We start from the raw sequence: 25,999 nt of genomic DNA, 5'->3' as shown, positions 1-25,999 counted from the left end.
CAGCCTCAGACAGACACAAGGTCTGATACGGCCTCCACTGTTTTCGCTTTAATCTGGACCTTTCCGCCTTCCAAACGGGCATCCCATGTGCGCAGTCGGACAGCAGGATCTTCCAGACATTGACCATCCTCTAAGCGGAAATGCTGTTTATAGAGCGGAGATGCCACCACCAGATGGCCTTTCAGGTCACCCATGATCCCGCGACCAATCACATTAGCATTCGAGAACGGATCATGGTTGTCGATCGCATAGACACGAGATGACTTGCCCTCCGTTTCCGGCAGGTAGAACAGCGCAATCTGATTGCCCTCATACCAAGCCACAACACCAGATTTTTCTACCAGATCATCCTGCTTACACAGGCTGGCCCAGTTTGATGGGCCGCCAGAAGTGATGGTTTCTGGCAGGTTGTCTGCTGGCCGAACCTGATCGCGCTCGGGCACAGTGCGAATATTCGGATCAGGCCGACTGTCATTGACAAAGGTGCGAAACCTTTTAAGCTTTTCACGGTCAGTCAACGCGTTGCGCCATTCGCACTGGTATCGATCAACAACCAGTTGCATCTGCCGCTCCAGTTCCTCACAAATGCCCAGGCTGTCCTTGATGATCACATCTTTCAGATAATCCAGGCCACCTTCAAGGTTTTCGCGCCAGACAGATGTACGTTGAAGTTTATCTGCCGTCCGGATGTAAAACATCAGAAAACGATCAATATATTTTACAAGCGTGTCCGCATCGAGATCTGTCGCAAACAGTTCTGCATGACGCGGCCGCATGCCGCCGTTGCCGCAGACATACAGATTCCAACCATGTTCGGTAGCAATCACACCCACATCTTTACTCTGCGCCTCCGCACATTCGCGCGTGCAGCCAGAGACAGCAAATTTCAGTTTATGCGGGGCCCGTAGCCCCTTGTAGCGGTTTTCCAGATCAAGCGCCTTACCCACGCTATCCTGCACACCATACCGACACCATGTGCTTCCCACGCAGGATTTCACGGTTCGTGTCGATTTTCCGTAAGCATGTCCGGTCTCGAAGCCTGCGTCGAGAAGCTCGTTCCAGATATCCGGCAGATGATCCAGTTGGGCGCCGAACAGATCAATCCGCTGGCCGCCGGTAATTTTGGTGTAGAGGTTATATTTCTTTGCAACCAGCCCAAGAACAATCAGTTTTTCCGGTGTAATTTCACCGCCTGCAATCCGGGGGACAACCGAATATGTCCCATTTTTTTGCATATTGGCCATGAACGTATCGTTCGTGTCCTGCAATGGAATGTAAAGCGGGTCTGTAATAGGTTTATTCCAGGCCGACGCCATGATCGACCCGACAACAGGTTTGCAGATGTCACACCCCAAACCACCATTGCCGTACTGAGCCATCAACTCTTCAAAAGTCTGAATACCATGCACCCGGACGAGGGAATAAAGCTCCTGCCGTGTATAAGAAAAATGCTCACACAGACTGCGGTCTACAGTAATGCCACGTGCTTCCAGTTCTGTTTCGAACACACTTTTGAGGAGCGCCGCACATCCACCACATCCTGAGCTGGCTTTGGTAGCCTGTTTCAGCGCGCCAAGCTCCGCACAGCCCTCATCAATGGAAGAACAGATCGCGCCTTTGGTCACATTGTGACACGAGCAGATCATGGCCGTATCGGGGAGCGCATCCGCACCAAGCAGTTCAGCCCCTTCGCTTCGCGGTAGGATCAGTACCGCAGGGTCCTGTGGTGGTTTGATTCCATTCTGAACATATTGAAGGATGGTATCGTAATAAGCATTATCCCCCACCAGAACCGCACCAAGCACGCGTGTTCCGTCCGCTGAAAGCACAAGCCGACGGTAGGACCCGTCTGCCTCTCCAATAAAACGATAGCTGCGACTGCCCGGTGTTGCGCCGTGCGCATCTCCAATAGAGCCCACATCAACGCCCAGCAGCTTGAGCTTGGTGGACATATCCGCCCCCAAGAAGGCAGCATCCTCTCCTGCCAGCGTAGAGGCCACAGTGCGCGCCATAGTGTAACCGGGTGCAACCAACCCGAACGTCTGCCCTTGCCAGCAGGCACACTCTCCAATGGCAAAAATGGCCTCATCTGCGGTACGGCATGCATTATCAATAACAACTCCGCCACGCGGCCCAAGAGCCAGACCACATTCGCGGGCAAGACGATCCTGTGCCCGGATACCTGCGGAGAACACAACCAGATCGGTCTCCAGAAATGTTCCATCAGCAAAGACAAGGCGGTGTCGTTGCGTTTCACCTGCCACAATTTTCTGCGTGGCATGTGCCGTAAGAACTTTGATCCCCAGAGCCTCAATGCGCTGTTTCAGAGCATGTCCACCTTCCTCATCAAGCTGCACCGGCATAAGGCGCGGCGCAAACTCGACAACTGCGGTAGAGAGCCCTAGCCCAGCCAACGCATTCGCGGCTTCGAGCCCCAACAGACCACCGCCAATGACCACCCCGTGCGATGCCCCTTCCGCCGCAGCCCGGATCATGTCGAGGTCATCAAGTGTACGATAAACCAATCCTGCTGTTCCGGTATTGCCTGGAACAGGCGGCACAAAGGGCGTGGAGCCTGTGGCAAAAATCAGCGTATCGTAAGGCAGGATTCCCTCTGGGCTCTCCACGGTCTTTGCTTCACGGTCGATACGCGTCACCCTGACACCGCGATGCAATGTCAGGCCATGATGTGTGTGAAAATCGTCCTCATGCAGACGGAGCGCCAGCGCATCCTGACCATTCATGTAATCCGTCAGATGGACACGATCATAAGCATCGTACAGTTCGTCCCCAAAAATATGAATCGTATGTGTCTCGTGCAGGCCATGCATCACCAGTTGTTCGGCACAATAATGACCAACCATGCCATTGCCGATGATAATGATGTTTCCTGCTGTGGTCATGATTGTTTCTCCTGTCCTGCTGTGGGGCATCAGAATTTGAATTCCATGGTCTGCATGTAAAAAACGCCGCCCTTTGCCCCTGCCCGCTTCATCCCGCGCGAGGGCACAAATCCGGCAATGTCATGTGTCCAGTTCCAGTGGGGGGCAAAATTCCAGGCAATTTGCGTCTGTGGTGTTGTGCCAAGAAACCCGCCTGAAAGCGTATTGCGCCAGGTATAGATTTTCCCCGTACCATAAACGGCATCCTGCGTGCTCTGACGCCAGAAGACGGGCACGTGGAGTTTCAGTTGCAGGCGGGGCAGTGGCGCAGCGGTGACCACAGGACCAACACCGATCAAGTTCTGCGATGTCAGAGCCAGCGTCACATCATTGTAATAGGGCATCGGGAAATACGGGGTAGCGAATGTACCCACTGCGCCATCCTGGCTGTGATAGGAGCCGCCAGAGAACATATCCGCCTGTAACGCAATTGATGGCTTCGCTTTCAGGTTTTTCGCTGTCCAGCCAAATACACCATTCACAGCATAAGCGCGGACAGCACGCGTTGGCCCTTTGTTTGCAGCCGGACGGAACTCTCCTCCCTGAAACACTCCGGTCAGGCTGATATCAAAAGGCCCGACATTCCCCCAGATACGCGAGCCAATATTGTCGCGGCGACTAGACCCACTCTGCGTTCCTGTTGTCGTGGGGATGGCGGCTGGTGTGCCATTAAAGAGATAGCCGATGAAAAAGACATCTGCAAAAAGCTGGCTCTTTTGGTTCATGACACTAAAGTTTGGGAGAGCCGTGGAGGTATAAATACCATACATCCGGGCATTGTAGCTGGTTCCATCCGCAAAGACCTGCCGAGGCAGCTTGTTGGTCTGCATAAAATTAAACATATCCAGCCGGAACGATTTCCAGACTGCATAGCCCCGGAACCCGTCCCATGTCTGCTGAGTATTGGGGATATCCCGTGCGGACTGCATAGGCAGGGGACCACCAAGAAAAACCTGCCGTCCGCCGATCACACCCATCTTTGCGCCGAGCAAATGGCCTTTGACTTCCAGAATACCTTGCTGAAGGTCCAGACGTTCGCGCTGCACGCCGGTTTGATATCCATAATAATTCGAGCCCCCAGCCACGCCCCAGAGAAATTCAGCATAGGCCCGAACATGCTTGCCAAGGTGAAGGTCGGCACCGTACTGATTACGGAGCAGAATACGGCTGGCATTCGTTTTTCCTGCCGTTCCCATCATGGGCTGGTTTTCAAAAAAATAGCGTAGCCGTTCTTCCCCGCTAAGAGAGAGCCAGATATCGCCTTTATTCGTCAGGGGGATATATTTCAGCCGGTTAAACCAGTCATTACGTCGCCGTTCTGGCGGCATGGCAGCAAGATCACTCCAGTCTTCCGCCCAGCGCGGCTGACCGGGTGCACCAATTGTTCCAAAACCAGAGGCAATGCCTTTACCAACATTGAATACCCCCCAGTCCGGGCTATGGGGCTGCGGCTTTAAATAGGGCGTTTCCTTTTTCAGCTCATGACGGACTATCGGCTTGGCGGCTGCGCGAGCATTGGCAGCCTGAATATCGTCAGGCCGCATGATATCTGCCCACGCCGCCTGCCCGAGACCTAGCCCGGCAAGCACCGCAGCCGAACCAGCAGAGAAAGACGCCAGATGATGAAAAGAAAAGATACGGGTCACGGGATGCATTCCGCCTCTGTTAAGACACGAGCGATTACAGGGCACCCGAAGCATTCGCTCCGGACACAATCCTGTCTCGCCCAGCTACCCAACGCCGACGGCAGAAAATGACACAGACCAGTGCCGTTACTGTGATCGCCGCAAAGCACAGAAAACCGGGGCCATACGAACCGGTCACCTGCCGGGCTACTCCCAGAGAAGACGCAAGATAGAAGCCCCCAACCCCGCCGCTCATCCCCACCAGCCCGGTAAGAATGCCAACTCTGGCTGGGAAACGGGTTGGCACAAGCTGGAAAACGGCACCATTCCCCAGCCCCAGAACAAGCATCCCCAGAAAAAAAGCGGGGAATGCCAACCAGATCGTGGGCAGACCCATCCCGATCACGGCAAAAATAACCGCCGCCAGTGCATAAAGAATGCTAAGGGCTCGTTCACCGCCAATGCGGTCTGCCATTGCGCCACCCAGTGGACGCACAAAGGACCCAACAAACACGACAAAAGCAGTACATGTGCCTGCAGCCGCAGGCTTCAGCCCGTACTGATCATTGAAATAGATTGTCAGAAAAGAGGCCAGGCCAACAAAACCACCGAATGTCACGCCATAAAAAAACATCAGCGCCCAGCAGTCCGCACTCCGCAAAACGGGCACCCATGTGACAAGGCCGCTTCCAGTGCGTCGGCCGGAAGGCTCAGTCGCGAGAAAACAAAAGGCAATCAACACAGCAATCAGCGGCAAAGTTGCCAGCCCGAGCACATTTACCCACCCGAAGAGAGCAGCCAACCCCGGCGCGAAGAGAGAGGCAAGCGCCGTACCGGAATTACCTGCCCCCGCAATACCTAACGCTGTCCCCTGATACTGTGGCGGATACCAAGCAGATGCGAGAGGAAGCGCTATCGCAAACGATGCCCCCGCCACACCCAGCACAAGCGCCACACCAAACAGGGCTACATAGCTATGGGGAGAGATTACCCAAGCAAGCAACAGCCCAACGATAACCACTATCTGCGCGCCGATAGCGACCCGACGAGGCCCGAAATGATCGACCAATGCCCCAGCCAACACACGCAACAAAGCACCAGCCAGAACTGGTGTCGCAACCAGCAGGCCCTTCTGGCCCGCATTCAGATGCAGATCATGAGCTATTGAGATGCCGAGCGGGCCGAGCAGAACCCAAACCATGAAAGACACATCAAAGTAAAGAAACGCCGCAAGAAGGGTGCGGGGGTTTCCGGCTTGGAGAAATCCTTTATCCACGTCATCACATCCAGCCTCCCCTCTTGTGAGTGAAGGCGCCCTCTTCGGGCACGGAAACCATCGTTGGTCATCCGGGGGTCGTCATGAGCCATGCCTTGTCACTTCCCGGTCCAGCCACCGCCATTGATAGACGAACCCATGGGAAACGCGCACTTATTTCATTCGCATACGGAATGACGCGATGTCAAAACATTTTATGCGCTTAGCCGATTTCTTTATATGCCGAAAATTCGTGCGTTTCGAGCATCGCAAAAATGACATTTACTTAAATTTTTTAATAACAAATACACTTTTATTATAATATTCATAAGTAACTTATTGTGGAATAATTCATTATTTCAATGCAGATATTATAACTTAAGAAATCCCAACTTATCTACTCATCATCCCGTATCAAAAGATCAAGCGTGCGTATATCATTACGGCAGCTCCCACGCCCCTGACGTCAACTTCCTTCACACCTTTAGAATGGGCCTGCTTGAGTGCCCCCTCCTGACCTGACAACACAGAGCGCACAATGGCCCACTCCTTTCCGTCATCAGGATGTCACTTAAACGCACAAGTTATGAGCAACCTTAGCATCAGCGCATGCCAATCCCTTCCTATCTTTTACTCCCCTCTCCCTTCCGCATAAACACAATATCAATTGACTTTCTATTATAACAAACTATTTAGTTACATAGACTCGAACTGAACGTTAAGTATGGGATTCCATAGAACAGTCGTTTCCTGCCCTTTCGCCCAAGCATCGTGACCCTGTAGATAATCTTCAGGACAAGATGAGAAGTAAATTTTGGTCCATAACAAAAAGAAAGATGACCAAATGACAAACAAAATGGAACTATATCAAAAATCATATATTTCTCATGTAATCGTTCATTTTTTATTACATTTTTAAGAACTTCCGAACAAAGCACCATAATATTATGTTCGCATTACATCACTGTGCCAGAATTTGTGTTTAATCACCCAAATCTTTTGCGCAGTTCCAAATGTTAGAACAGGCTCCTTCAATGGTAAATTTTAAGAATCTAATAATAATTCGCATATTTATTGCGATTATTTTAGTTTTAACGTCTCTCTCCCATGCCGTGGCCAAAGATACCCTATCTCATTCTTATGCTACGGCTTTCCCTTCACAGAGCGTGAAAAAGAATGACGCAACAAAAACACAGAATAATGCGGAAAAATCCGTTCCGCATCACAAAGGATTTTGGGATAATGGCAGCATTATCCAGTTTATGGAAAAAGACAATGCCGCCGCATCCTCGCAACAACGGCACCGTACAGGTATGTCGGCCAGTGCTTTAGGATCTGCATGGCCAGAAATACGTCTCGTTCCAAAAGATGACCGTATTTTTGGAACAATAAGTGGCTTACGCACAAAGCTTGAGAAGCACGGCTTTGCTTTTACGCTGACCTACCTCAACGAAAGTTTGGGGAATATCTCGGGTGGCCGAAAGCGCGGTTTCACATATTCCCACCAAGTTGTCATGGGCACTGATCTGGATTTTGAAAAGATGCTCGGTGCAAAGGGTCTTTCCTTCCATATGCTGGGAATACAGCGTGCCGGCCGGAATGTGGCCACAGATTATATGGGTGTTACCAGCCTTATCCAACCACAAGAAGATTACGGTGCAGGCGGAAATGTGCTCTACAAGCTTGTTTACATGTATTTTGAGCAATCTCTTTTAAACAAAAAGCTGGTTATCGATTTTGGCAGAATGCCAGCGAACATGAAGTTCGGCACGTCTTACCTTGGGTGTTATGCTCTAAACATGATCACATGCGCTCATCCATCCGGCCTCTCGAACGTTACAAAGTGGCGTTCATGGCCATTTTCTCAATGGGGTATTATGGCACGCGTCAATCCCGGTGCGCACCTTTACGCTCAGGCTGGGATCTATGAAGTTTCTCCAACAGAAGGCGGACGCGCCGGATTCAATTTCTCGTTTGCGCAGGACGGCTTTGTTATCCCCATGGAAGTTGGATGGCAGCCAGAATTTGGCAAACAGAAAATGACAGGTCATTACAAATTAGGCGGATATGTTGATACCTCTGACCATCCGGATCCTTTCACTTCTGTTGATGGACGCCCTAAACTGATTTCAAAATTACCCGGCAAAACAGAAAGGCAGCGCGGAGCCTGGTATGTTGGGGCAGACCAAATGATTTACCGTTACGGTAAGGCCGCAAACCAAGGGATTATTCTATACGGCTTGGCGGGGTGGAATATGGGGGCTTCCCTCCCCAACCAAAGTCAATACACCCTCGGGATTATTTCCCAAGGAATGTTTCCGGCTCGGATTACAGATGCAATCGCATTTTTTTGGACACGGCAAGTTGTTAATCGCAAAATTACGAGAATGCAGGAAATGCAGTCCGATATGGAGGTACCACTGTTAGGAGGAGTTTCAAAGCCACAAACAAGTTTTCAGGTGTTGGAACTGACTTACACTGCATTCGTTAGCCCTGGAGTAAAGTTTTTTCCAGACTTCCAATATATTATTCATCCAGACGCAAACAGGGTTTACCCAAATGCACTTCTTGCCGGTTTTAGGCTCTTGGCCCAGTTCTAGAGAAAGATCATATTTTAAGAAAAAAAGAAATTTCTTAAAATATCTCGGTTTTATTTAATATATCCATATTTATAAATAATTCCGTATAACGATAGTCATACATTTTTACCTTTTGCCGCCTCTCTACAAAACAAGAAAAATCGGAGGACGTTATGGTTGGAAAATATCGCTGGCTTATTTGCAGTCTTCTTTTTGCAGCAACCACCATCAATTATGTTGATAGGCAAGTTCTCAGCCTTCTCAAGCCACTCTTGGAGCACCAATTTAATTGGTCTGAAAAAGATTACAGCTACCTGGTTATTATTTTTCAGGCCTGTTACGCCGTTGGCTTTATTTCTTTTGGCAAGCTGATTGATCGGCTGGGAACCCGTATCGGCTACGCAGTGTGCATGATGGTCTGGAGCCTTGCTTCCATAGGTCATGCCTTTGTAAGTGGCACAGCCAGCTTCGGCTTTGTCCGTGGACTTCTTGGTTTCGGAGAATCCGGTAATTTTCCATCAGCTTTGAAAGCAGTATCCGAGTGGTTTCCTGCGCAGGAACGCACTCTGTCGGTTGGGATTGTTACGGCAGGAACCAGCATTGGTGCCATCATGGCTCCCGCAACCGTACCCTGGCTTGCGGTTACATACGGATGGAAAGCCACATTTATCATTACTGGTTTGTCTGGCTTTGTCTGGCTTGCTGTGTGGCTTTATACGTATCAGGTTCCAGAACTTAGTTCCCGCTTATCGGCAGAAGAGCTACACTATATACAGAAAAATGCCAACAATACTGAGTTACCTCAGTTTAAAGGGCGTTGGATTGATCTTCTCAAAATGAAAGCTACGTGGGCTTTCGCTGTCGGGAAATTCATGACTGATCCCATCTGGTTTTTTATTCTCTTTTGGCTTCCATCATATTTTTCTGACCGATACCACCTTAACCTTCAACACCTTGGTTTGCCGTTGATGGTTGTATATTGCTCCACCTCTATTGGGAGCGTTGGCGGGGGATGGCTTTCTTCCTTTATGGTCGGTCGCGGATGGAAAGTTGCAAATGCTCGACAGACAACAATGCTTATCATGGCACTTCTTGTTGTGCCGTTGGCTTTCTCTGCTCATGTAGAAGCAATGTGGTTGATGATTATACTGCTTAGTTTGGCAGCGGCAGCTCATCAAGGTTGGTCTGCCAATATTTATTCTCTCCCAGCAGATCACTTTCCTAAGGAAATGATTGCTTCTGTTCAGGGAATTGGTGGCATGGCGGGATCAATTGGAGGTATGCTCTTTCCATTGGGAATTGGCATTTTGCTCGACCACTATCGTCACCTGAATAGCATTAGTACCGGCTATTATATTCTGTTTACAATATGTGGGAGTGCCTACCTTACTGCATGGTGCATCATGCAGCTTCTGATACCCAAATCTCCAGTCACCCCAAATGACGTGATGAGTAAATCCATTACCCTTCCGCCTGATGCACGGAATGGAAATATTATGCAGCGGGCAACAGTTTAACATTCAATCTTGATACGTCAAAACATGCCTCACTCTTCTATCCCTTCCTAAAGCTCCTTCAGGTAAAAGGCGGTATAAGCTATGTTCTCTCAAGCACATATCCACGTAACATGTGAAAACCATATTGCTTACCTTAAAGTTAATCGACCAGAAAAACACAATGCGCTCGATAATGATGATATAGATGCTCTATTGTCTGCCTGCGCGTTTATTGAAGCCGCACCAGAAATACGGATTGTGGTGCTCAGTGGAACTGGCGGAAAGGTCTTTTGCTCTGGAGGCGATATTCTTGCCTGGAGCAAACTTTCTGCGCTGGATTTCGGGCGTCATTGGCTGAGGCGGAGTCATATGGCTTTTGATGCCCTTGCCCGCCTTCGGCAACCCCTCATTGCAGTGCTTAATGGTCATGCCTTTGGCGGAGGATTAGAACTCGCGGCCACCGCTGATTTACGCCTGATGGAAAACCATGCTCGGATTGGCTTTCCAGAGCCAGGATTAGGCGTCATTCCCGGCTGGTCAGGCACCCAACGGGCCGTTCGGCGATTTGGCGCTGCAAATATCAAACGAATGGCGCTTTTTGGCGAAACGATGGATGCTCCAACAGCACTTGCGGCCGGAATTGTTGATGAAGTCCTTCCGCAAGGAACTGGCCTGGAAAGGGCTAAAGAACTTGCAGAAAAAGTCTCCACCAAAGCGCCGGTTGCAATTGAAGCGGTCAAAATGCTGATCAATATGGCTGAAGATGAAGAAAGTGGACGAGCAGCAGAAGCATTGGCCGGTGTCTGTGTTGGTTACACTGAGGATCTGCAAGAAGGCATTCAGGCCTTTAGAAACAAACGGCCTGCAGTGTTCCACGGAAGGTAATTATTTCTTACTTTCCCTTCTCGCCAAGCCGATATTTTGAAGCGAAATGCCAACGTGCCCCTATTATTTGATCGTAATTACGAAGCCTGCTTAGGAAAGCACCGCGACACACTAAAATTCCCGCTATTTTCCTCTTTTTGTGTATTCCGAAAGTGGGTTGGAGACAAACCAATCAGGTTCGTAAATGCTTTTGCAAATGCACTGAGCAACGCATCTCCAACCTCTGCAGCACCATCTAGTACGCGTAAGTCTTCTGCAAGCGAGGTTACTGCATGAAAAAGATGTGCCTGTGTAATCCAGTCCGGCCATGTCATTCCGGCTTTACTGTGAAAATGGCGACGGAAGCTTCGTTCCGACATGGCAGTGTGGCTTATTAATATCTCCTTCAGATTGACATGGCACGCATACACAAGAGCGATATCCATCGCATGTATCAGAGAAGGATGCGTAGCACGTAGCAGCGTAGAGCCTTGCTCTTTCTTCGCCTGCATTTGCTCTACACAAAGCAGGACAAGTATATGAAAAAAACTCTGAGCTACTGAAGCCTGCCGCGCCGCACAAGCTGGCCAGCGAAGAGTGTAGGAAAGCATTTCCCTCACTACGGCACTTATGGTTGCCCTTCATTGCCGCGAACGGTATCCTGATCCTTATTCCATCGGCCCTGTTCCTCGCCGCGAGAGCCCAAGCTGGCCTGTTTGATGCATCATTCTATGGTGTGCAGGCTCTGGAACTTCTTGCTGGTGCGATGAATATCACGCTGATCGGTCTGAATTTCCGTGATGGCCTGAAACTGACTCAATGGCGTCGTAAAAATGAATTTCCCCGGGTCTTGTGGAGACGGAAAGACCCGTGAGGTAAGAAGAATTTATGAGCAAAAAATCGAAGCGTTTTCCGCCTGAATTTCGTAACCGTGTGCTCTTGCAACCTATGCGCGACGGAATTGAGGTTGTGCGGGACTATAAGCGGCAAAAGACGGGAAGCTTCTCACCGTGGCGGGGCTGATGTTGGTCCGGCAGCGCCCTGGCTCTGCCGGAAGCATGGTATTCATGACACTGGAGGATAAGACAGCCAATATAAACGTCATTATCTGGCCGGATCTATTCGATGCGAACCAGCGTGTGGTGCTTGGGAGGCAAATATTGGTTGTGAAAGGTATGCTCCAGAAGAAGGGCGACGTCGTGCATTTCGTGACAAAGAAGATCATGGACTTGTCGGGAACCGATCCTTGCAAAACGTCGGCATAAACCAGCAGGAACCCAGACCCGAACATCTGGTGGTGAAGTCATGAAACTTCCACTGACTGCCGATCCATCAGCTTCTGCGCGATGCCGGCAAGGGTTGCCCGCCTCGCGGCCTGTGAAAAGAGGGGCGCGCCGATCATAAGTTCGTCGGGCTGATGCTGTTTTATGAAAGTGGCAATCCCTGCGGCCACGACATCTGCCGTTCCTGTAAACGTATAACGCAGGGTTCTGTCGATCAGAGCCTGTTCCGGTTCGCTCCAGGAAACAGCGCGAGGTGTGGGAAATTGCGTTGGGCGCCCTCGGCGCAACGCGACAAAATGCTGCTCCAGTGAAGTCGCTGCATGCTGCGCCTCGGCAGGTGTTTCTCCGATAATCGCATTGACGGCCAGCATGGCATAAGGCTTCTGAAGGCGTTGTGACGATTCAAAACGCTGACGATAAAGTGCCAGAGCCTCTTCCATCAAATCCGGTGCGAAGTGACTGGCAAACGCAAACGGCAGACCCATGATTGCGGCCAGATGCGCGGAAAACAGGGAGGACCCGAGCAGCCAGACGGGCACATCCAGCCCAGCTCCCGGTACAGCAAAAACCGTCTGACCCGGTTGGGGCTTCTCGAAATAATGCAGCAGTTCGGCAACATCCTGAGGGAAGCGATCAGCAGAGCGCGGATCACGCCTCAGTGCCCGCATGGTCGCCTGATCGGAGCCTGGAGCCCTCCCCAACCCAAGGTCGATCCGTCCGGGATAGAGAGTTTCCAATGTCCCGAACGCTTCGGCGACAGCAAGCGGTGCGTGATTGGGCAGCATGATGCCACCTGCCCCCACCCGAATGGTTTTCGTCGCTCCCGCAACATACCCAATAGCCACAGCGGTCGCAGCAGAAGCGATACCGGGCATCGCATGATGTTCCGCGAGCCAGAAGCGACGGAACCCTAAACTCTCTGCATGCACAGCAAGGTCCACGCTGCGATGTAGTGCATCTGCCGCAGAACTCCCTTCATTAATAAAGGCCAAATCGAGAATTGAAAGCGGAATCATGGGAGCAGTCCTCTTCTTCAGTCCTTCTTACATGGGACTGTAGACAGCATACTCCAAGCTGCCAGATGAATATTCTCTTCTTATCAATCTCTTGAAGGAGAAGAGAGAATTTTTAAATGCGATAGAACGAAAAGGAAAAAACAGCAATTTCATATGCATCCCAAGGGTGCTTACGAAATTGAGGTAGCGTGAACGTACAGGATTATCCTCATCTCAGGGCGTGCGCAGATCGACTTCTGGAGCGGCTTGCCGTTCAGCGTGGCCGTATGGTCGACCGGACATCCGGAGACCTCTCAAGCTGGCTTCATGAACGTCACGACGCTTCCGATTTTAAGGCAAAACGCTGGACCGAAAGGCCGATAAAGCCTGATTCTGCACGCATAGATCTGGTTTTGAGAAACGCTGGATTTCAGTGCCCGCCTCTCAAATTCAGCTTTTCTTATCACGATGTTTCACCATTGATGAGAGCCTGTGGCAACATCAGCCCCATCACCGTGACAAAGACAAGTAGAACCCCCACGCTTCCGAGCGCGAAGGAAAGGCTTACACTCTGCGCGACAAACCCCAAGGCCGCAGGGCCAACCAGAATCCCTGAGTATCCAAGTGTTGTTATGGCAGACACAGCAAGATGTTCAGGCATGAAGGTCTGTCGCCCGACGGTTGAATAAAGTACTGGAACCACGTTGGCACACCCTGCACCCACCAGCGCGTAACCCAGGAGGGTCATCTGCCAGACCGGAACCATCGTCACCAGTAACATCCCCAGAGCAGCCAGCAGACTTCCGCCTGTCACCAGTACACGACCGGGGATATGGCGAACCAGCCGATCTCCCAGCAGTCTCCCGACTGTCATTGTCGAGGCAAACGCGACGTATCCTAATCCGGTATAACGCACTTCAACATGTCTTACTGTAGTCAGGAAGACTGCACTCCAGTCTATGGCGGCTCCTTCTGCCAGAAAGACGATAAAGCACATGACCCCGATGGTCAGAACAATACCATGAGGAAAAGCAAAGACAGGTCCAGTTTCTGAATGGGTTCGTCCAGTCAGCAGCCCGGACAGCGCCAGACGGGCGCTTAACATTAGCAGCATAACAACGGCAAAAGACGCCTGAAGCGGCGAGAAGCCAAAACTGAGCAAACTGCTCACGCCGATCGCTCCCAGGAGACCACCTACGCTGAAAAGGCCGTGAAAACCCGACATCATGGTTTTCTGGCAGGCCCGCTCGACAATAACAGCCTGCACATTGACGACACAGTCGATCGATCCAACACCCGCTCCAAAAACGGTCAGAGCAACGGCAAGAAGCGGCATGACGTCTGAAGACGAAAGAACCGGCAGACTGCAACAAACTGCGAGACTGGCAACGGCGATGATCCATCGACATCCAAAGCGTCCGGCCAGACTTCCGGCAATAGGCATGGCGACGATCGAGCCCATCCCCAAACACAGAAGGAGCAAGCCAAGATGGGCGTCTGTGAGACCGCATCGCAGTTTGACATAGGGAATGATCGGCGCCCATGCCGCCCCCGAAAAACCGGCAATGAGAAACGCTAAACGGGTCGAACGCTGTGCCAGGGCTGAGGCTGGGTGAGGATTATCCATTAATGACAAGTCAGAAACCTTTAATTTCATGCTGTAGGCTGACACGGATCAGGAGGCGTCTCGCCCTACTGCTCACAAGGGCCGATTGCCGGACCGTTTGATTTTGCGGATTGAGAAATGTGTATGCATTTCCTTGATGCATCTCAGCATCCGAATCTGCCGCATCGAGAGGTTGTGAAAATCCTTCATGTCCCGGACAACTATCTGCGGCAGATATCATATTTTACCGAGACATTATGACAGACGATAACACCGGGCATGTCCGAGACGGCTTTCTCAAATCCGGTCATTGTCTCTTCCGAGTGGTCGTCAAGCATAATGCTGAGAAACGCCTGAAGATTGAGACATAGGGCCTTTGCGTCCAGTTCTGCATGGTATCCCGCGATACAGTCAGCTTCCAACCGCTTCAGCCATTTCCAGCAGGGGGCGCGGAAATACCGACCCGCTACGCCAGACCACTGTTGCTCAGCCTTCCATCCACCTGAAGCGCCTGTAAAATCGTACGGTCGATCTGATCCAGCTTTATCATCAGATCAGGTTAATATTCTTGCTCGCATACGTCCATGACGCCAAGCTTTTGAAAGCACATTTTGTCGATAATTTCCTACGTTGGAAGGGAATGGAGGCAAAATACCTAAGAAAATGAATAATCGCACACTCCTGACTAATGTTGCTGTCAATACATCGGAGCACCACAGGTTCATCAGTCCCGCCATCCATCGCGGTTCGACCGCTGGGTTCCAAACAATTGAATGATTTTTGGCTATTGCAGGAGCATATCTCCTCTAATGTCCTAACGCAGCAAGACGCGTCATGGTTGGAAAGGTGGCGATCGATCCGATTGCATGGCATACAATCAAGTAAATTTTGCCAAATGTATGGAATGCAATCCTATGCCCGATTACGCTTACCTGGCTCAGTGGAAAGAGGAAATCGGCCGAAGCCCGAACGCCATCTACCTGACACTGGCGGACGCCCTGGCACTTTCCATCCGCAAGGGCGACCTGCGAGAAGGAGACAGACTCCCCCCCCAGCGAATGATTGCGGACTACCTTGGCACCAATCTCACAACCGTGACCCGCGCATTGACCGAGGCCCGGCGGCGTGGGCTGATTGACGCGACAGTCGGGCGCGGAACCTTTGTGCGTGTGGGTGCGGGGGAAAGCCACTGGCGCCATACAGGACCGGCGGTGGTCGACCTGACCATGAACCTGCCGCCCATTCCGCAGGACCCGCCGCTGCAGCGCATCATCCAGAGCGATATTACGGCCATTCTTAAGCAGCAGGACCTGAACAGCCTGATGTCCTACAGGGTTACGGGCGGTACGCTTGAGGAACGCCAGCTTGGCGCAAAATGGATTGCCCCTGTTATAGGCCAACGCCGCACGGAAGAAATCCTTGTGTCACCGGGCGCCCAGAGCGCGCTGGCTGCCATTGTCAGTACATACACCCAGCCAGGCGACGTCATTGTCACCGACCGCATTGCCTATCCGGGAATTCGAACAATTGCCGCACAGTTCGACCTTATTCTGGTAGGCGTCGACAGTGATATCGAAGGCATGATGCCGGATCAGCTTGACCGGATCTGCGCCGAACATCACCCTCGCCTGCTCTACTGCATTCCGACCATTCACAACCCCACAACGGCCACGATGTCACTCCAGCGACGCAAGGATATCCTGAGCGTCGCGCAACGCCATCACCTGCATATTGTCGAAGATGATCCCTACAGCCTGCTGATGGATGCACCACCTCCTGCGCTTGCCACCCTTGACCATAGCCGTGTCAGCTACATTGCGACACTCGCCAAAACACTGAGTCCAGGCCTGCGTACGGCCTATGTCGCACTTCCCAGCGCGGACATGACCAGACGGGTGGCAGCCGCTATCCGCGCAATCGCGCTGACCAATGCGGGCCTTCTCAGCGCACTGACAGCCCGGTGGATGCAGACCGGGCAGGCACAGACAATTCTGGACGCCATCCGCAGGGAACTTCGTCTGCGGCAGTCGATCGCCCGCAAGGTTCTGGGAGACGGCCATTGCATGAAGCCGGATGGACCGCACGTCTGGCTGAAACTGCCGGACTGGTGGGGCAGCGCGGATTTTGTGGCATATGCCCGCAGGCGTGGTCTGGCGCTAGTGCCGAGCACTGTTTTCACGATCAGTGGCGAGCCACCGCAGCGCGCGCGTATCGCATTGGGCAGCGCACCGGATGCGGCAAGCCTTGAGGAATCCCTGCATGGCGTTCTCTCGATCCTGCAACACAAGCGTTCCCCCGGTTTTGCAGATATTGTGTGATCCGATCGCTGAGGCAGGACACGCGCGGACCTCCTGTTGCGGGGTTTTCGCCCGTGCGGGAAGGAAACAATACGACACAAAATTCACAAATGCGTGATTAAAAAAGAGCCGTAAAACAAAGTGTTAGCGGAAATTTCCTCAATTGTATGGCATTCCGGTTCAATTTGCATGACAATGCCCTCGCACAAGAGGAATACATAAGCGGTATTGTTTTTTTTGTACCCAAATATTGAGTCATACAATATTTTGCCTCGGGGTCATCCCGTGCCATGTCTGTCCCGGCAACAGCGGTCAGCACCGGCCTTTCGCCGGAGATCGCAGCACACGGGAGAGATACCATGCCGCAAGTTGAACACGCTCCTCATAAAGATGGTGACTGCTTCGTCAATTATGAAAACAAGGTTTTCGAAGACGTCAAAGCCCAGCCCGGCGAAAAAGCCCTTATCACCTTTCATACCGTAGCCAATGAAGGATCGGTCGGGTTTGTAAACCTGCTTCAGGCCACACGTCTGATCCGTAAGGGGTTCGAGACATCGGTGCTGCTGTATGGGCCAGGTGTGACCCTTGGCGTGCAGCGCGGATTTCCCCGTCTGGGTGACGAGGCCTTTCCGGGACACATGAACTGCAACAAACAGATCACGAAAATCCTTGAAGAAGGCGGCAAAGTCTACGCCTGCCGTTTCGCGCTTCAGGCCCTTTACGGATACGGCGAGCACAACCTGATCCCCGGCATTACGCCGATCAATCCGCAGGACGTGCTCGACATCATCCTGTTGGCCCGTCGCGACAACGCTTTCATCCTCAACACCTGGACTCTCTGAAGGCCGAAGGGAGGACCGCCGCCATGTCCCGTATCGTTCGCGCCGCTGCCATCCAGATCAGCCCTGTCCTTGGAGACGATGGTCTGGGTACAGCCCGGAAAGTCTGTCAGGCCATCCGCGATGCCGCCGAAAAAGGTGTGAAGCTGGCGGTCTTTCCTGAAACCTTTGTGCCGTATTATCCCTATTTCTCATTCATCCAGCCAGCGTTCCGCTTCGGCGGCGAGCATCTTGAGCTTTATGAACGCGCCGTCGTCATCCCCGGTCCGGTGACCGACATGGTGGCCGAAGCCGCATGTGACACCGGCATGGTCGTGGTGCTGGGCGTGAACGAGCGCGATTTCGGCACGCTCTACAACACGCAGATCATCTTCGACGCGACAGGAGAAATCCTACTCAAACGCCGCAAGATCACGCCCACTTACCATGAGCGTATGATCTGGGGACAGGGCGATGGTTCCGGTCTAAAAGTTGTCGAGAGTGCAGTCGGGCGCATCGGGGCACTGGCCTGCTGGGAGCATTACAATCCGCTCGCGCGCTACGCGCTGATGACCCAGCACGAGGAAATCCATTGCGCCCAGTTCCCCGGCTCGCTGGTAGGCCAGATCTTCGCCGACCAGATGGAAGTCACCATCCGGCATCATGCGCTGGAATCCGGCTGCTTTGTCGTGAATGCCACAGGTTGGCTCACGGAAGATCAGATCAGGGAGATAGCACGCGACCCCGCGCTGGAAGGGCCGCTGCGGGGCGGATGCTTTACCGCCATCGTCTCGCCCGAAGGCAAGCTTCTGGGCACGCCGCTGACCGAAGGCGAAGGCATGGTCATTGCCGATCTCGATTTCGGACTGATTACCAAACGCAAGCGGATGATGGATTCCGTCGGGCATTACGCCCGCCCCGAACTGCTGAGCCTGCTGCATGACCGACGGCCCGCGCGCACGGTGCATTACGCGGGTGAAGCCGATCCGTCTTTACTGCATACGGATGAGGTCGCGCCATGACCGTTCCGACACTTGGCACGCTTTCGGGGCGCAAGCTTGTCACCGACCTGCAATCCTTCGGGCTCCAGATCGGCGGCGATAAGGGTGGCATTGCCCGCAAGGGCGGGGCCGGTCCTTCGGACCACAAGGCCATCACCATCGCGGGGCAGACCGTCATGGTTCCGGTCTATACGTCTGGCGCGCAGCGGTCCCCGTTTCAGGCCAGCCCGCCCGACCAGAGTGGGGCCAGCACACTGCTGCGCGACGGACGGGCCCTGGGCACGATCCATTTTCCCGCAGCGCCGCGCTTTTACGGGCTGACCACGGCGGACGGTATTCCCTACTGGAAAGTCGCCCTGCTGCATGGGCGCGACACGCTGGCCACAACAGTACACCAGACCTGCATCCGCTATGCCGACCGGCGCACGTCCTGCCAGTTCTGCGCCATTGGTCAGTCACTGGAAGCCGGGCGCACCATTGCCTACAAAACGCCCGCGCAACTGGCCGAGGTCGCCAAAGCCGCCGTGGAACTGGACAACGTGCGTGACATGGTGCTGACAACCGGCACGCCCAACGTCATCGACCGGGGTGCGGCGGTTCTGGCTGAGTCCGCCCGCGCCATCAGGGCGGCGGTAGACCTGCCGCTTCAGGTCCAGTGTGAACCGCCACGCGATCATGGCTGGTTCCAGCGCCTGCGCGATGCGGGGGCCGACAGTCTGGGTATGCATCTCGAAGCCGCCACGCAGGCCGTGCGCGAAAAAATCATGCCCGGCAAGGCTACTGTCAGCGTCGATCGCTACATGGATGCCTTTGCCCGCGCAGTGCCGGTTTTTGGGCGCGGGCAGGTCAATACTTATATTCTGGCAGGTCTGGGTGATACCGCCGCAGACATTCTGGCCCTGGCCGGACGCCTGATCGCACTCGGGGTCTATCCCTTTGTGGTGCCGTTCGTGCCTATTTCCGGAACGCCACTGGAGAATCACGCGCCACCTTCGTCCGATTTCATGAAGTCCGTTCTGGCGCCACTCGGGCGGATGCTAAGGGAAGCAAACATGCAATCCACCGATATCCGGGCCGGGTGTGGCCGGTGCGGTGCGTGCTCCTCTCTGTCGGCCTATGAGCAATGAACACGCTCCTCGATGGCCTGGAAAGCCGACCGTTCATTCCCACGGAATATGTCGTGCGCCTTGCCCGCACACCCTGGGAACGCGCAGGTTATCATGCGCTGCGCCGCAACGTGTTCTGCACCGAACAGCATGTTTTCGCGCACGATGACCGGGACGCCATCGATGATGTTGCCATTCCCATTATCGCGGCCTGCTGCATGGCGGGCATGCCGGACCGGATCGTGGGTGCTGTGCGCATCCATGAAGCCGAACCCGGCATCTGGCGTGGTTCCCGCCTGGCCGTTCATGCGGATCACCGCAAACTGGGACGGATCGGGGCTGAACTGATCCGCATGGCGGTCAGTACCGCGCACGGGCTTGGGGCCACGCGCTTTCTGGCTCAGGTGCAGGAACAGAATGTGCTGTTCTTTCGCCGCCTGCACTGGAAAAGCCTTGGCGCCATCACTCTGCATGGGCTGCCACATCATGACATGCAGGCCGATCTCGCGCGCTATCCGGCACATGGGCAGGACCAGACATGGTTGCTGCGCCCGCAGCCCCGCACCCGGCAGGTGGCGTAATGACGCACGACCTCGCCACACTGCTTACCACGCTGCGCCACAGTCGCGCCCTTGCGAGCAAGCAGGACATTGCTGAAGCGGCGGCAATCCTGCAGCCAGCCAGCCCCGACGCCATCCGCCTTGGCGATGACTGCGCGGCGATACCGGATGGCGACGGGTATCTGCTGCTGGCCAGCGAAGGGTTTCAGGACAGCTTTGTGCGGGCCATGCCGTGGTTTGCCGGGTATTGCGGCGTCATGGTCAATGTCAGCGACATCGCGGCAATGGGTGGCCGTCCCGTAGCGGTGGTGGATGCGTTGTGGAGCAATACGTCCGAGGCGGCCACGTCAATGCTGACCGGCCTGCATGAAGGCGCGCGCACCTATGGCGTGCCGGTTGTCGGCGGCCATACTAACATGCGCAGCACCCATAACTCGCTGTCGGTTGCGATCCTTGGCCGGGGCCGCCATCTGCTGACCAGTTTCGATGCTTGCCCGGGCGAGGTGCTGATCACTGCCATAGACCTGCGGGGACGCTGGCATGACCCGCATCCGTTCTGGGATGCAAGCTCTACCCTGTGCGGCACCGAGGGGGCGGCCCGGCTGCGGGATGATCTCGAACTTCTTCCGTGCATAGCCGAGGACGGGCTGAGCCGTGCTGCCAAGGATATCAGCATGGCCGGCGTGCTGGGCACCGCCCTCATGCTGGCGGAATGTTCAGGCATCGGCATGACGATCACACTTGATGACATTCCCCGCCCCGATCAAGCGCCTATGGAACGCTGGCTTTCGGCGTTCCCCAGCTATGGCTACCTGCTGACGGCCCGCCCCGAAAATGCCGACGCGATCATGGCCCGCTTTCATGGGCGGGACATTGCGGCTTCTGTCATCGGCCGGTGTAACAGCACGCAGCGACTGGATGTGACATGGGCGGGCGAGAGAGAAACCTTCTGGGATCTCGCACAGACACCGTTCATGGGGTTTGCACCATGAGCCTGTGCATTGGCATTTTAACCCACTCGACCAATCCGCGCGGCGGTGTAGTGCATGGCATGGCGCTGGCCGAAGCCCTGTGCGACGCTGGCCATGACGCGACGCTGATCGCACCGGATGTGACGGGCAATGGATTTTTCCGCACGCCCCGCTGCGCCACCCGTTGCATCCCCGCCGTGCCTGAGCCGGATCTGCCCACACTGGTGGAATGCCGCATTGGCGAGATCAGGAATGCATTACTGGGGCAGCATTTCGACGTACTGCATGCCCAGGACCCCATCAGTGCCAATGCACTGGCCGACCTTGTGGCAGAACACCGGATATCCGGCTTTGCACGCACCGTCCACCACCTCGATGACTTTTCCCACCCGGTCCTTGCAGCGCGGCAGGAACGCGGGATCAGGACGGCGGCCGAACTGTTCACTGTCAGCACCGTGTGGGAAAGCATCCTGCGTGACGACCATGGCCGCGCAGCCCCCGTTATCAGCAACGGTGTCGATCCTGTGCGCTTTTCGCCAGAGCCGAGCGGGCAGGATGAAACGCTGCGGACGCGCTATCGCCTGCCGGCCGATCACCGCCTGATCCTGGCTGTCGGCGGGGTCGAGCAGCGCAAGAATACGCTGCACCTGCTGGATGCATTTCTGGCCCTGCGCCGTGAACAGCCTGACGTGCATCTGGTTGTGGTGGGCGGAGCATCGTTGTTGGATCATACCGCCTATCGCACCCTGTTCGAGATGCGTCTGCGCGACAGCGGGGAAGCCGGGCATGTGACCACGACCGGACCGGTGCCCGATGACGACATGCCGGCATTTTACCGGCAGGCCGCCGCGCTGGCCTATCCATCCATCACCGAGGGGTTCGGCCTCTGCCCGCTGGAGGCCCTGTCCTGCAGCACACCCGCCATTGTGCCGGAAATCGCCCCGTTCACGGAGCATTTTTCGGAAACGGACACACTGTGGTGCCACCCGGACCGCCCCCACACCCTGCTTTCGGCTTTGCGTGATGCTCTCAGCCCCCGCAACCGCGCGCGTTTCCGGGTCAGCGGGCCTGCTACCGCCCGCCGGTTCGACTGGCGCCGGGTGGCGGAACGACACATGCCCGCATACCGGCGTCTGGCAGCCCTGTCGCGCGCCGAAATCCCTTTTTCCGGAGCGCTGTCACCATGCCCGAAATGATTTTTCACGTGCGCTGGCCCGATGGGCAGGAGAGCGACTGTTACTCTCCATCACTGGTCATACGCGAGCACTTCACACCCGGTCAGGATTACCCGGTCCGGGACTTTCTTGAAAAGGCTGACACGGCCCTGACAGACGCCAGCGAGCGGGTTCGCGCACGTTACGGCTTTGCGTGTAGCCGCGCCCTTGGCCAGCTACAGGCCATCCGGCAGGTGGGGGCCCCTTTTCTGACCCGACCCGATGCGCTGGTGCGCGTCCTGTCTTTCAAATTCTGAGACGAAAAGAAAAGATCATGACACAGAACGAGAAAAGCATTCCGGTCGTTATCGTGGGCGGTGGCCAGGCAGGTTTGTCCATGAGCTGGTATCTCTGCCGCGAACAGGTCGAGCATGTAGTGTTCGAGGCAAAAACCGCCTGCCATTCATGGAATGACGAACGCTGGGACAATTTCTGCCTGGTCACACCCAACTGGCAGTGCGAACTCCCGGGACACCCCTATCAGGGAAATGACCCGCACGGCTTTATGGTGAAACAGGAAATTATCGATTACGTCAAAGGTTTTGTGGACTCATTTAGTCCGCCCCTGCGCGAGCAGACACAGGTAACCTCCATTACGCGCCATAACGCCGGTGGCTATCGGGTTGTGGCGGGGGGCGAGACCTGGCATGCCCGGCACGTGGTCATAGCCTCGGGGGCGTATCAGGATGCGGTCATTCCCGGCTATGCCAGTGCGATCGATCCCGCCATTTATCAGGTTCATTCGCAGGATTACCGCAATGCCGCGCAGCTACCAGAAGGGGCAGTGCTGGTGGTGGGGAGCGGCCAGTCCGGCGCACAGATTGTTGAAGATCTGTTCCTTGAAAAACGCAAGGTTCATCTCTGTGTCGGCTCTGCCCCCCGTGTCTCGCGCTTCTATCGTGGGCGGGACGTTGTGGACTGGCTTGCGGACATGCACTTCTACGACCTGACGGTGGATAATCACCCTCTGCGCGATGGCGCACGCGACAAGACCAACCATTATGTCACCGGCCGCAATGGTGGGCATGATCTTGATCTACGGCTCTTTGCAAAGGAAGGCGTGGATCTGCACGGCACGTTGAAGACTATTCGTGACGAGGTGGCCCATTTCGCGCCGGACCTTGCTAAAAACCTTGATGATGCAGACAAGACCAATGCCGACATCAAGAAATCAATTGACGCCTATATCGCCCGTGAAGGGATCAGTGCGCCCACCGAAGCACCCTATACACCGGTCTGGGAACCCGATGGCGGGAACACCCCGCTTGATCTGAAAGCCGCGGGGATTACCTCAATCGTCTGGTGCATCGGCTTCCGCCCAAACTATCGCTGGATCGACGTGCCGGTTTTCAACGGAGCCAATAAGCCAGTCTGGCATCGGGGCGTGACCGACGCGCCGAATTTCTACTTCCTAGGTCTGCCCTGGCTGCACACATGGGGGTCGGGCCGGTTCTCTGGTGTCTCACGCGATGCAGCGTGGTTGACCAGCCAGATTACCGGCAAAGATGTTCCTGTAGCCTGAACGGAGTGCAACGCCATGCTTCCATGGACCACATACGATGCGATGTACGATGCGGCGTTGCACCAGCCAGAGCGGTTCTGGCTGGATGCGGCCCAGCGCGTCACATGGAAGCACACGCCCCGGATCGCGTGCCAGACCCGAGCCGACGGCTGGCATGACTGGTTTCCTGACGCCACGCTCAACACCTGTTACAATGCGGTGGACCGACATGTGGAACACGGCCGGGGCGCGCAGGCGGCGTTGATCTGGCACTCCTGCGCCACAAAAGAACGGCGGATCGTCACCTATCGGGAACTGCAGGACAGAGTGTCCGGGTTCGCCGGCAGCCTGTGCACGCTGGGCGTGGAAAAAGGCGACCGTGTCCTGATCGCCATGCCAACCATGATCGAGACGGCCATTGCGATGCTGGCCTGCGCGCGGATCGGTGCCGTACATGTTGTGGTTTTTGCGGGTTACGCTGGCCCCGAACTGGCTCGCCGGATCGATGACGTGGCTCCCAAGGTCATGATTATCGCCAGTTGCAGTTTTCAGGGGCAGACTGCCATTCCGTCAACCTCGGCCCTCAATGCCGCGCTGGCGCAAGCCACGCACGGACCGCAGGCATGCATTATCGTGCAGCGCGACGCCTGCCCTGCGCCTCTTGTACCCATGCGCGACCATGACTTTCATACCCTGGAACGCTCCCCGCCAGTGGCTCCCCTCATACTCCGTTCCCAGGACCCACTCTATATCCTTCATACATCGGGAACGACGGGAACATCGAAAGGCATTGTGCGGGACAATGGCGGGCATGCCGTAGCCTTGGCCCTGTCCATGGCGTTGATCTATGGCTGCAAGGCCGGGGATACGTTTTTTACGACATCGGATCTGGGCTGGGTGGTGGGCCATTCCTACGGTGTCTATGCACCTCTGATCAGCGGCTGCACCAGTGTGATCGTGGAAGGCGCGGTCACCTCTGCCGCCATTCGCACACTCTGCCGCGAACATGCCGTGACATGTCTGTTCACCACCCCGACGCAGATGCGGCTTATGCGGCAGGAAAGTCGCAACCTGCCTGAACAGGCTCCTCCGGCGCTGGCACGTATTTTTGTGGCCGGAGAATATGCCGACCCGACGTTGCTGGACTGGGCACGGGCGTATTTTCGCAAACCAGTGGTCAATCACTGGTGGCAGAGCGAAACCGGGTGGAGCATTACGGCCCATTTCTTCGGTCTGCCCGAGCCTGAACCGATAACGCTCCTGAACGACATAGGGCGACCCGCACCGGGGTTCCACCCGACCATCGTCCCCGCCATACCGGGTGAACCGTGCGGCGAGATTGTTCTCTCCTTGCCGTTGCCGCCTGGCTGTCTAGCTGGTGTATGGAAAGACAGAGAAATCCATGTGCCTGCAGTTTATCTTGATGGCACAGGCAGATTTTACCGCACATTCGACGAAGGCATGATTGAAGAGTCTGGTGCCGTTCACATGCTCGGACGATCCGACGATGTCATAAAAGTCGCAGGTCGACGGATTTCGGGCGTACAAATAGAAAAAATCATCGCCACTCATCCTGGGGTTCATGCGTGCGCTGTGGTGGCAATCCCCGACGAATTAAGAGGACAGCGGCCGTTGGCTTACGTCGTGGCTGCGCGTGATCTCGCTCCGCCTTCTGCTGAAGACATTCTCAGGCAGGTTCATCAGACACTCGGTCGATGGGTGGGGATAAAAGAAGTTCGTTTTGTTCGGCAGTTACCCATAAACACATCCGGAAAAATTACTAGAAAATATCTTCATGTTTCTTTAAATTAAATAAAATTATATCAGTTCCGTTTATATGGGATATATTTCCAAAACAGGACAAAAACGCAAAGAAATTTCTGCCG

General features: G+C 54.6%; 22 protein-coding genes. 15 read left to right on the top strand and 7 right to left on the bottom strand.

Annotated elements, in window-relative coordinates:
- Window positions 1-5 precede the first annotated feature (5 nt).
- The 3 genes from nirB to QWU00_RS14765 are packed head-to-tail and all read right to left on the bottom strand — an operon-like array spanning window position 6 to window position 5,843.
- Window positions 6-2,903 (bottom strand): nitrite reductase large subunit NirB, encoded by a 2,898-nt coding sequence (gene nirB / locus QWU00_RS14775; protein WP_035382220.1) that lies wholly within the window; start codon window positions 2,901-2,903, stop codon window positions 6-8.
- Window positions 2,904-2,932: 29 nt separating this feature from the next.
- A complete protein-coding gene (locus QWU00_RS14770) occupies window positions 2,933-4,597 on the bottom strand; it encodes an alginate export family protein (protein ID WP_035382221.1) in 1,665 nt (554 codons plus the stop codon).
- 25 nt (window positions 4,598-4,622) lie between these two features.
- Window positions 4,623-5,843: a nitrate/nitrite transporter gene (locus tag QWU00_RS14765; protein WP_035382222.1), complete on the bottom strand. Its 1,221-nt coding sequence runs from the start codon at window positions 5,841-5,843 to the stop codon at window positions 4,623-4,625.
- A gap of 1,013 nt (window positions 5,844-6,856) precedes the next feature.
- Here QWU00_RS14765 and QWU00_RS14760 point away from each other — a divergent pair.
- From QWU00_RS14760 to QWU00_RS14750, 3 genes are all read left to right on the top strand, one after another.
- Complete coding sequence (locus QWU00_RS14760; RefSeq protein ID WP_035382223.1) at window positions 6,857-8,422, top strand: carbohydrate porin; 1,566 nt, start codon at window positions 6,857-6,859, stop codon at window positions 8,420-8,422.
- A 152-nt stretch (window positions 8,423-8,574) separates the two neighbouring features.
- Window positions 8,575-9,918: an MFS transporter gene (locus tag QWU00_RS14755; RefSeq protein WP_231551904.1), complete on the top strand. Its 1,344-nt coding sequence runs from the start codon at window positions 8,575-8,577 to the stop codon at window positions 9,916-9,918.
- An 81-nt stretch (window positions 9,919-9,999) separates the two neighbouring features.
- On the top strand, window positions 10,000-10,782 hold the full coding sequence (locus tag QWU00_RS14750) for an enoyl-CoA hydratase/isomerase family protein (RefSeq protein WP_035382224.1): 783 nt from the start codon (window positions 10,000-10,002) through the stop codon (window positions 10,780-10,782).
- Between the two features lie 77 nt (window positions 10,783-10,859).
- Here the strand turns inward: QWU00_RS14750 and QWU00_RS14745 are convergent, their stop codons facing one another.
- Window positions 10,860-11,372 carry a helix-turn-helix domain-containing protein gene (locus QWU00_RS14745; RefSeq protein ID WP_052051542.1) on the bottom strand — a complete coding sequence of 171 codons (513 nt, stop codon included), beginning with the start codon at window positions 11,370-11,372 and terminating at the stop codon, window positions 10,860-10,862.
- A 23-nt stretch (window positions 11,373-11,395) separates the two neighbouring features.
- Here QWU00_RS14745 and QWU00_RS14740 point away from each other — a divergent pair, with 23 nt between their 5' ends.
- Together QWU00_RS14740 and QWU00_RS14735 are read left to right on the top strand one after the other, a co-directional pair.
- Entirely contained in the window at window positions 11,396-11,635 is a 240-nt protein-coding gene (locus tag QWU00_RS14740; protein WP_197056335.1) for a hypothetical protein, read from the top strand.
- Window positions 11,636-11,771: 136 nt separating this feature from the next.
- Entirely contained in the window at window positions 11,772-12,026 is a 255-nt protein-coding gene (locus QWU00_RS14735) for an OB-fold nucleic acid binding domain-containing protein (protein WP_231551905.1), read from the top strand.
- Between the two features lie 38 nt (window positions 12,027-12,064).
- Here the strand turns inward: QWU00_RS14735 and QWU00_RS14730 are convergent, their stop codons facing one another.
- The 3 genes from QWU00_RS14730 to QWU00_RS16885 form a co-directional block, all read right to left on the bottom strand.
- Window positions 12,065-13,060: an LLM class flavin-dependent oxidoreductase gene (locus QWU00_RS14730; protein WP_035382226.1), complete on the bottom strand. Its 996-nt coding sequence runs from the start codon at window positions 13,058-13,060 to the stop codon at window positions 12,065-12,067.
- 442 nt (window positions 13,061-13,502) lie between these two features.
- A complete protein-coding gene (locus tag QWU00_RS14725) occupies window positions 13,503-14,666 on the bottom strand; it encodes an MFS transporter (RefSeq protein WP_035382227.1) in 1,164 nt (387 codons plus the stop codon).
- Window positions 14,667-15,111: 445 nt separating this feature from the next.
- The gene (locus QWU00_RS16885; RefSeq protein ID WP_197056337.1) at window positions 15,112-15,195 is read right to left on the bottom strand and encodes an AsnC family transcriptional regulator; all 84 of its coding nucleotides are present in this window, start codon (window positions 15,193-15,195) and stop codon (window positions 15,112-15,114) included.
- Window positions 15,196-15,559: 364 nt separating this feature from the next.
- On the opposite strand from QWU00_RS16885, the gene QWU00_RS14720 reads away from it, so the two are divergent.
- The 10 genes from QWU00_RS14720 to QWU00_RS14675 all read left to right on the top strand — a co-directional run bounded on the left by QWU00_RS14720 (window position 15,560) and on the right by QWU00_RS14675 (window position 25,925).
- Complete coding sequence (locus tag QWU00_RS14720; protein WP_035382228.1) at window positions 15,560-16,963, top strand: aminotransferase-like domain-containing protein; 1,404 nt, start codon at window positions 15,560-15,562, stop codon at window positions 16,961-16,963.
- Between the two features lie 338 nt (window positions 16,964-17,301).
- On the top strand, window positions 17,302-17,784 hold the full coding sequence (locus tag QWU00_RS14715) for an MSMEG_0572/Sll0783 family nitrogen starvation response protein (RefSeq protein WP_035382229.1): 483 nt from the start codon (window positions 17,302-17,304) through the stop codon (window positions 17,782-17,784).
- Between the two features lie 23 nt (window positions 17,785-17,807).
- The gene (locus tag QWU00_RS14710; protein ID WP_035382230.1) at window positions 17,808-18,782 is read left to right on the top strand and encodes a Nit6803 family nitrilase; all 975 of its coding nucleotides are present in this window, start codon (window positions 17,808-17,810) and stop codon (window positions 18,780-18,782) included.
- Window positions 18,779-19,888, top strand: coding sequence for an MSMEG_0568 family radical SAM protein (locus QWU00_RS14705; protein ID WP_035382231.1), 1,110 nt, complete (start codon window positions 18,779-18,781; stop codon window positions 19,886-19,888). Before QWU00_RS14710 ends, QWU00_RS14705 begins: the two co-directional genes overlap by 4 nt.
- Entirely contained in the window at window positions 19,885-20,448 is a 564-nt protein-coding gene (locus tag QWU00_RS14700) for an MSMEG_0567/Sll0786 family nitrogen starvation N-acetyltransferase (protein ID WP_035382232.1), read from the top strand. Before QWU00_RS14705 ends, QWU00_RS14700 begins: the two co-directional genes overlap by 4 nt.
- Window positions 20,448-21,419, top strand: a complete 972-nt coding sequence (locus QWU00_RS14695; protein WP_035382259.1) for a sll0787 family AIR synthase-like protein — start codon at window positions 20,448-20,450, stop codon at window positions 21,417-21,419. Before QWU00_RS14700 ends, QWU00_RS14695 begins: the two co-directional genes overlap by 1 nt.
- The gene (locus QWU00_RS14690; protein ID WP_035382233.1) at window positions 21,416-22,594 is read left to right on the top strand and encodes an MSMEG_0565 family glycosyltransferase; all 1,179 of its coding nucleotides are present in this window, start codon (window positions 21,416-21,418) and stop codon (window positions 22,592-22,594) included. The genes QWU00_RS14695 and QWU00_RS14690 overlap by 4 nt, the downstream gene beginning before the upstream one ends.
- Entirely contained in the window at window positions 22,582-22,869 is a 288-nt protein-coding gene (locus QWU00_RS14685) for an MSMEG_0570 family nitrogen starvation response protein (RefSeq protein WP_035382234.1), read from the top strand. The genes QWU00_RS14690 and QWU00_RS14685 overlap by 13 nt, the downstream gene beginning before the upstream one ends.
- A gap of 17 nt (window positions 22,870-22,886) precedes the next feature.
- Window positions 22,887-24,134, top strand: a complete 1,248-nt coding sequence (locus QWU00_RS14680; RefSeq protein WP_035382235.1) for an MSMEG_0569 family flavin-dependent oxidoreductase — start codon at window positions 22,887-22,889, stop codon at window positions 24,132-24,134.
- Window positions 24,135-24,149: 15 nt separating this feature from the next.
- On the top strand, window positions 24,150-25,925 hold the full coding sequence (locus QWU00_RS14675) for an AMP-binding protein (RefSeq protein WP_035382236.1): 1,776 nt from the start codon (window positions 24,150-24,152) through the stop codon (window positions 25,923-25,925).
- The last annotated feature ends 74 nt before the right edge of the window (window positions 25,926-25,999 follow it).

This window comes from Acetobacter tropicalis (genome assembly GCF_030644465.1).
Classification (GTDB): domain Bacteria; phylum Pseudomonadota; class Alphaproteobacteria; order Acetobacterales; family Acetobacteraceae; genus Acetobacter; species Acetobacter tropicalis.
Note: the sequence above shows the minus strand (reverse complement) of the source record. Positions and strands in the feature narration are given on the sequence as shown.

Coding starts and splice junctions, on each gene's coding strand:
- nirB (WP_035382220.1), bottom strand. CDS start 2,903: ATGACCACAGCAGGAAACATCATTATCATCGGCAATGGCATGGTTGGT.
- QWU00_RS14770 (WP_035382221.1), bottom strand. CDS start 4,597: ATGCATCCCGTGACCCGTATCTTTTCTTTTCATCATCTGGCGTCTTTC.
- QWU00_RS14760 (WP_035382223.1), top strand. CDS start 6,857: ATGGTAAATTTTAAGAATCTAATAATAATTCGCATATTTATTGCGATT.
- QWU00_RS14755 (WP_231551904.1), top strand. CDS start 8,575: ATGGTTGGAAAATATCGCTGGCTTATTTGCAGTCTTCTTTTTGCAGCA.
- QWU00_RS14750 (WP_035382224.1), top strand. CDS start 10,000: ATGTTCTCTCAAGCACATATCCACGTAACATGTGAAAACCATATTGCT.
- QWU00_RS14745 (WP_052051542.1), bottom strand. CDS start 11,372: ATGCTTTCCTACACTCTTCGCTGGCCAGCTTGTGCGGCGCGGCAGGCT.
- QWU00_RS14730 (WP_035382226.1), bottom strand. CDS start 13,060: ATGATTCCGCTTTCAATTCTCGATTTGGCCTTTATTAATGAAGGGAGT.
- QWU00_RS14725 (WP_035382227.1), bottom strand. CDS start 14,666: ATGGATAATCCTCACCCAGCCTCAGCCCTGGCACAGCGTTCGACCCGT.
- QWU00_RS16885 (WP_197056337.1), bottom strand. CDS start 15,195: ATGATAAAGCTGGATCAGATCGACCGTACGATTTTACAGGCGCTTCAG.
- QWU00_RS14720 (WP_035382228.1), top strand. CDS start 15,560: ATGCCCGATTACGCTTACCTGGCTCAGTGGAAAGAGGAAATCGGCCGA.
- QWU00_RS14715 (WP_035382229.1), top strand. CDS start 17,302: ATGCCGCAAGTTGAACACGCTCCTCATAAAGATGGTGACTGCTTCGTC.
- QWU00_RS14710 (WP_035382230.1), top strand. CDS start 17,808: ATGTCCCGTATCGTTCGCGCCGCTGCCATCCAGATCAGCCCTGTCCTT.
- QWU00_RS14705 (WP_035382231.1), top strand. CDS start 18,779: ATGACCGTTCCGACACTTGGCACGCTTTCGGGGCGCAAGCTTGTCACC.
- QWU00_RS14700 (WP_035382232.1), top strand. CDS start 19,885: ATGAACACGCTCCTCGATGGCCTGGAAAGCCGACCGTTCATTCCCACG.
- QWU00_RS14695 (WP_035382259.1), top strand. CDS start 20,448: ATGACGCACGACCTCGCCACACTGCTTACCACGCTGCGCCACAGTCGC.
- QWU00_RS14690 (WP_035382233.1), top strand. CDS start 21,416: ATGAGCCTGTGCATTGGCATTTTAACCCACTCGACCAATCCGCGCGGC.
- QWU00_RS14685 (WP_035382234.1), top strand. CDS start 22,582: ATGCCCGAAATGATTTTTCACGTGCGCTGGCCCGATGGGCAGGAGAGC.
- QWU00_RS14680 (WP_035382235.1), top strand. CDS start 22,887: ATGACACAGAACGAGAAAAGCATTCCGGTCGTTATCGTGGGCGGTGGC.
- QWU00_RS14675 (WP_035382236.1), top strand. CDS start 24,150: ATGCTTCCATGGACCACATACGATGCGATGTACGATGCGGCGTTGCAC.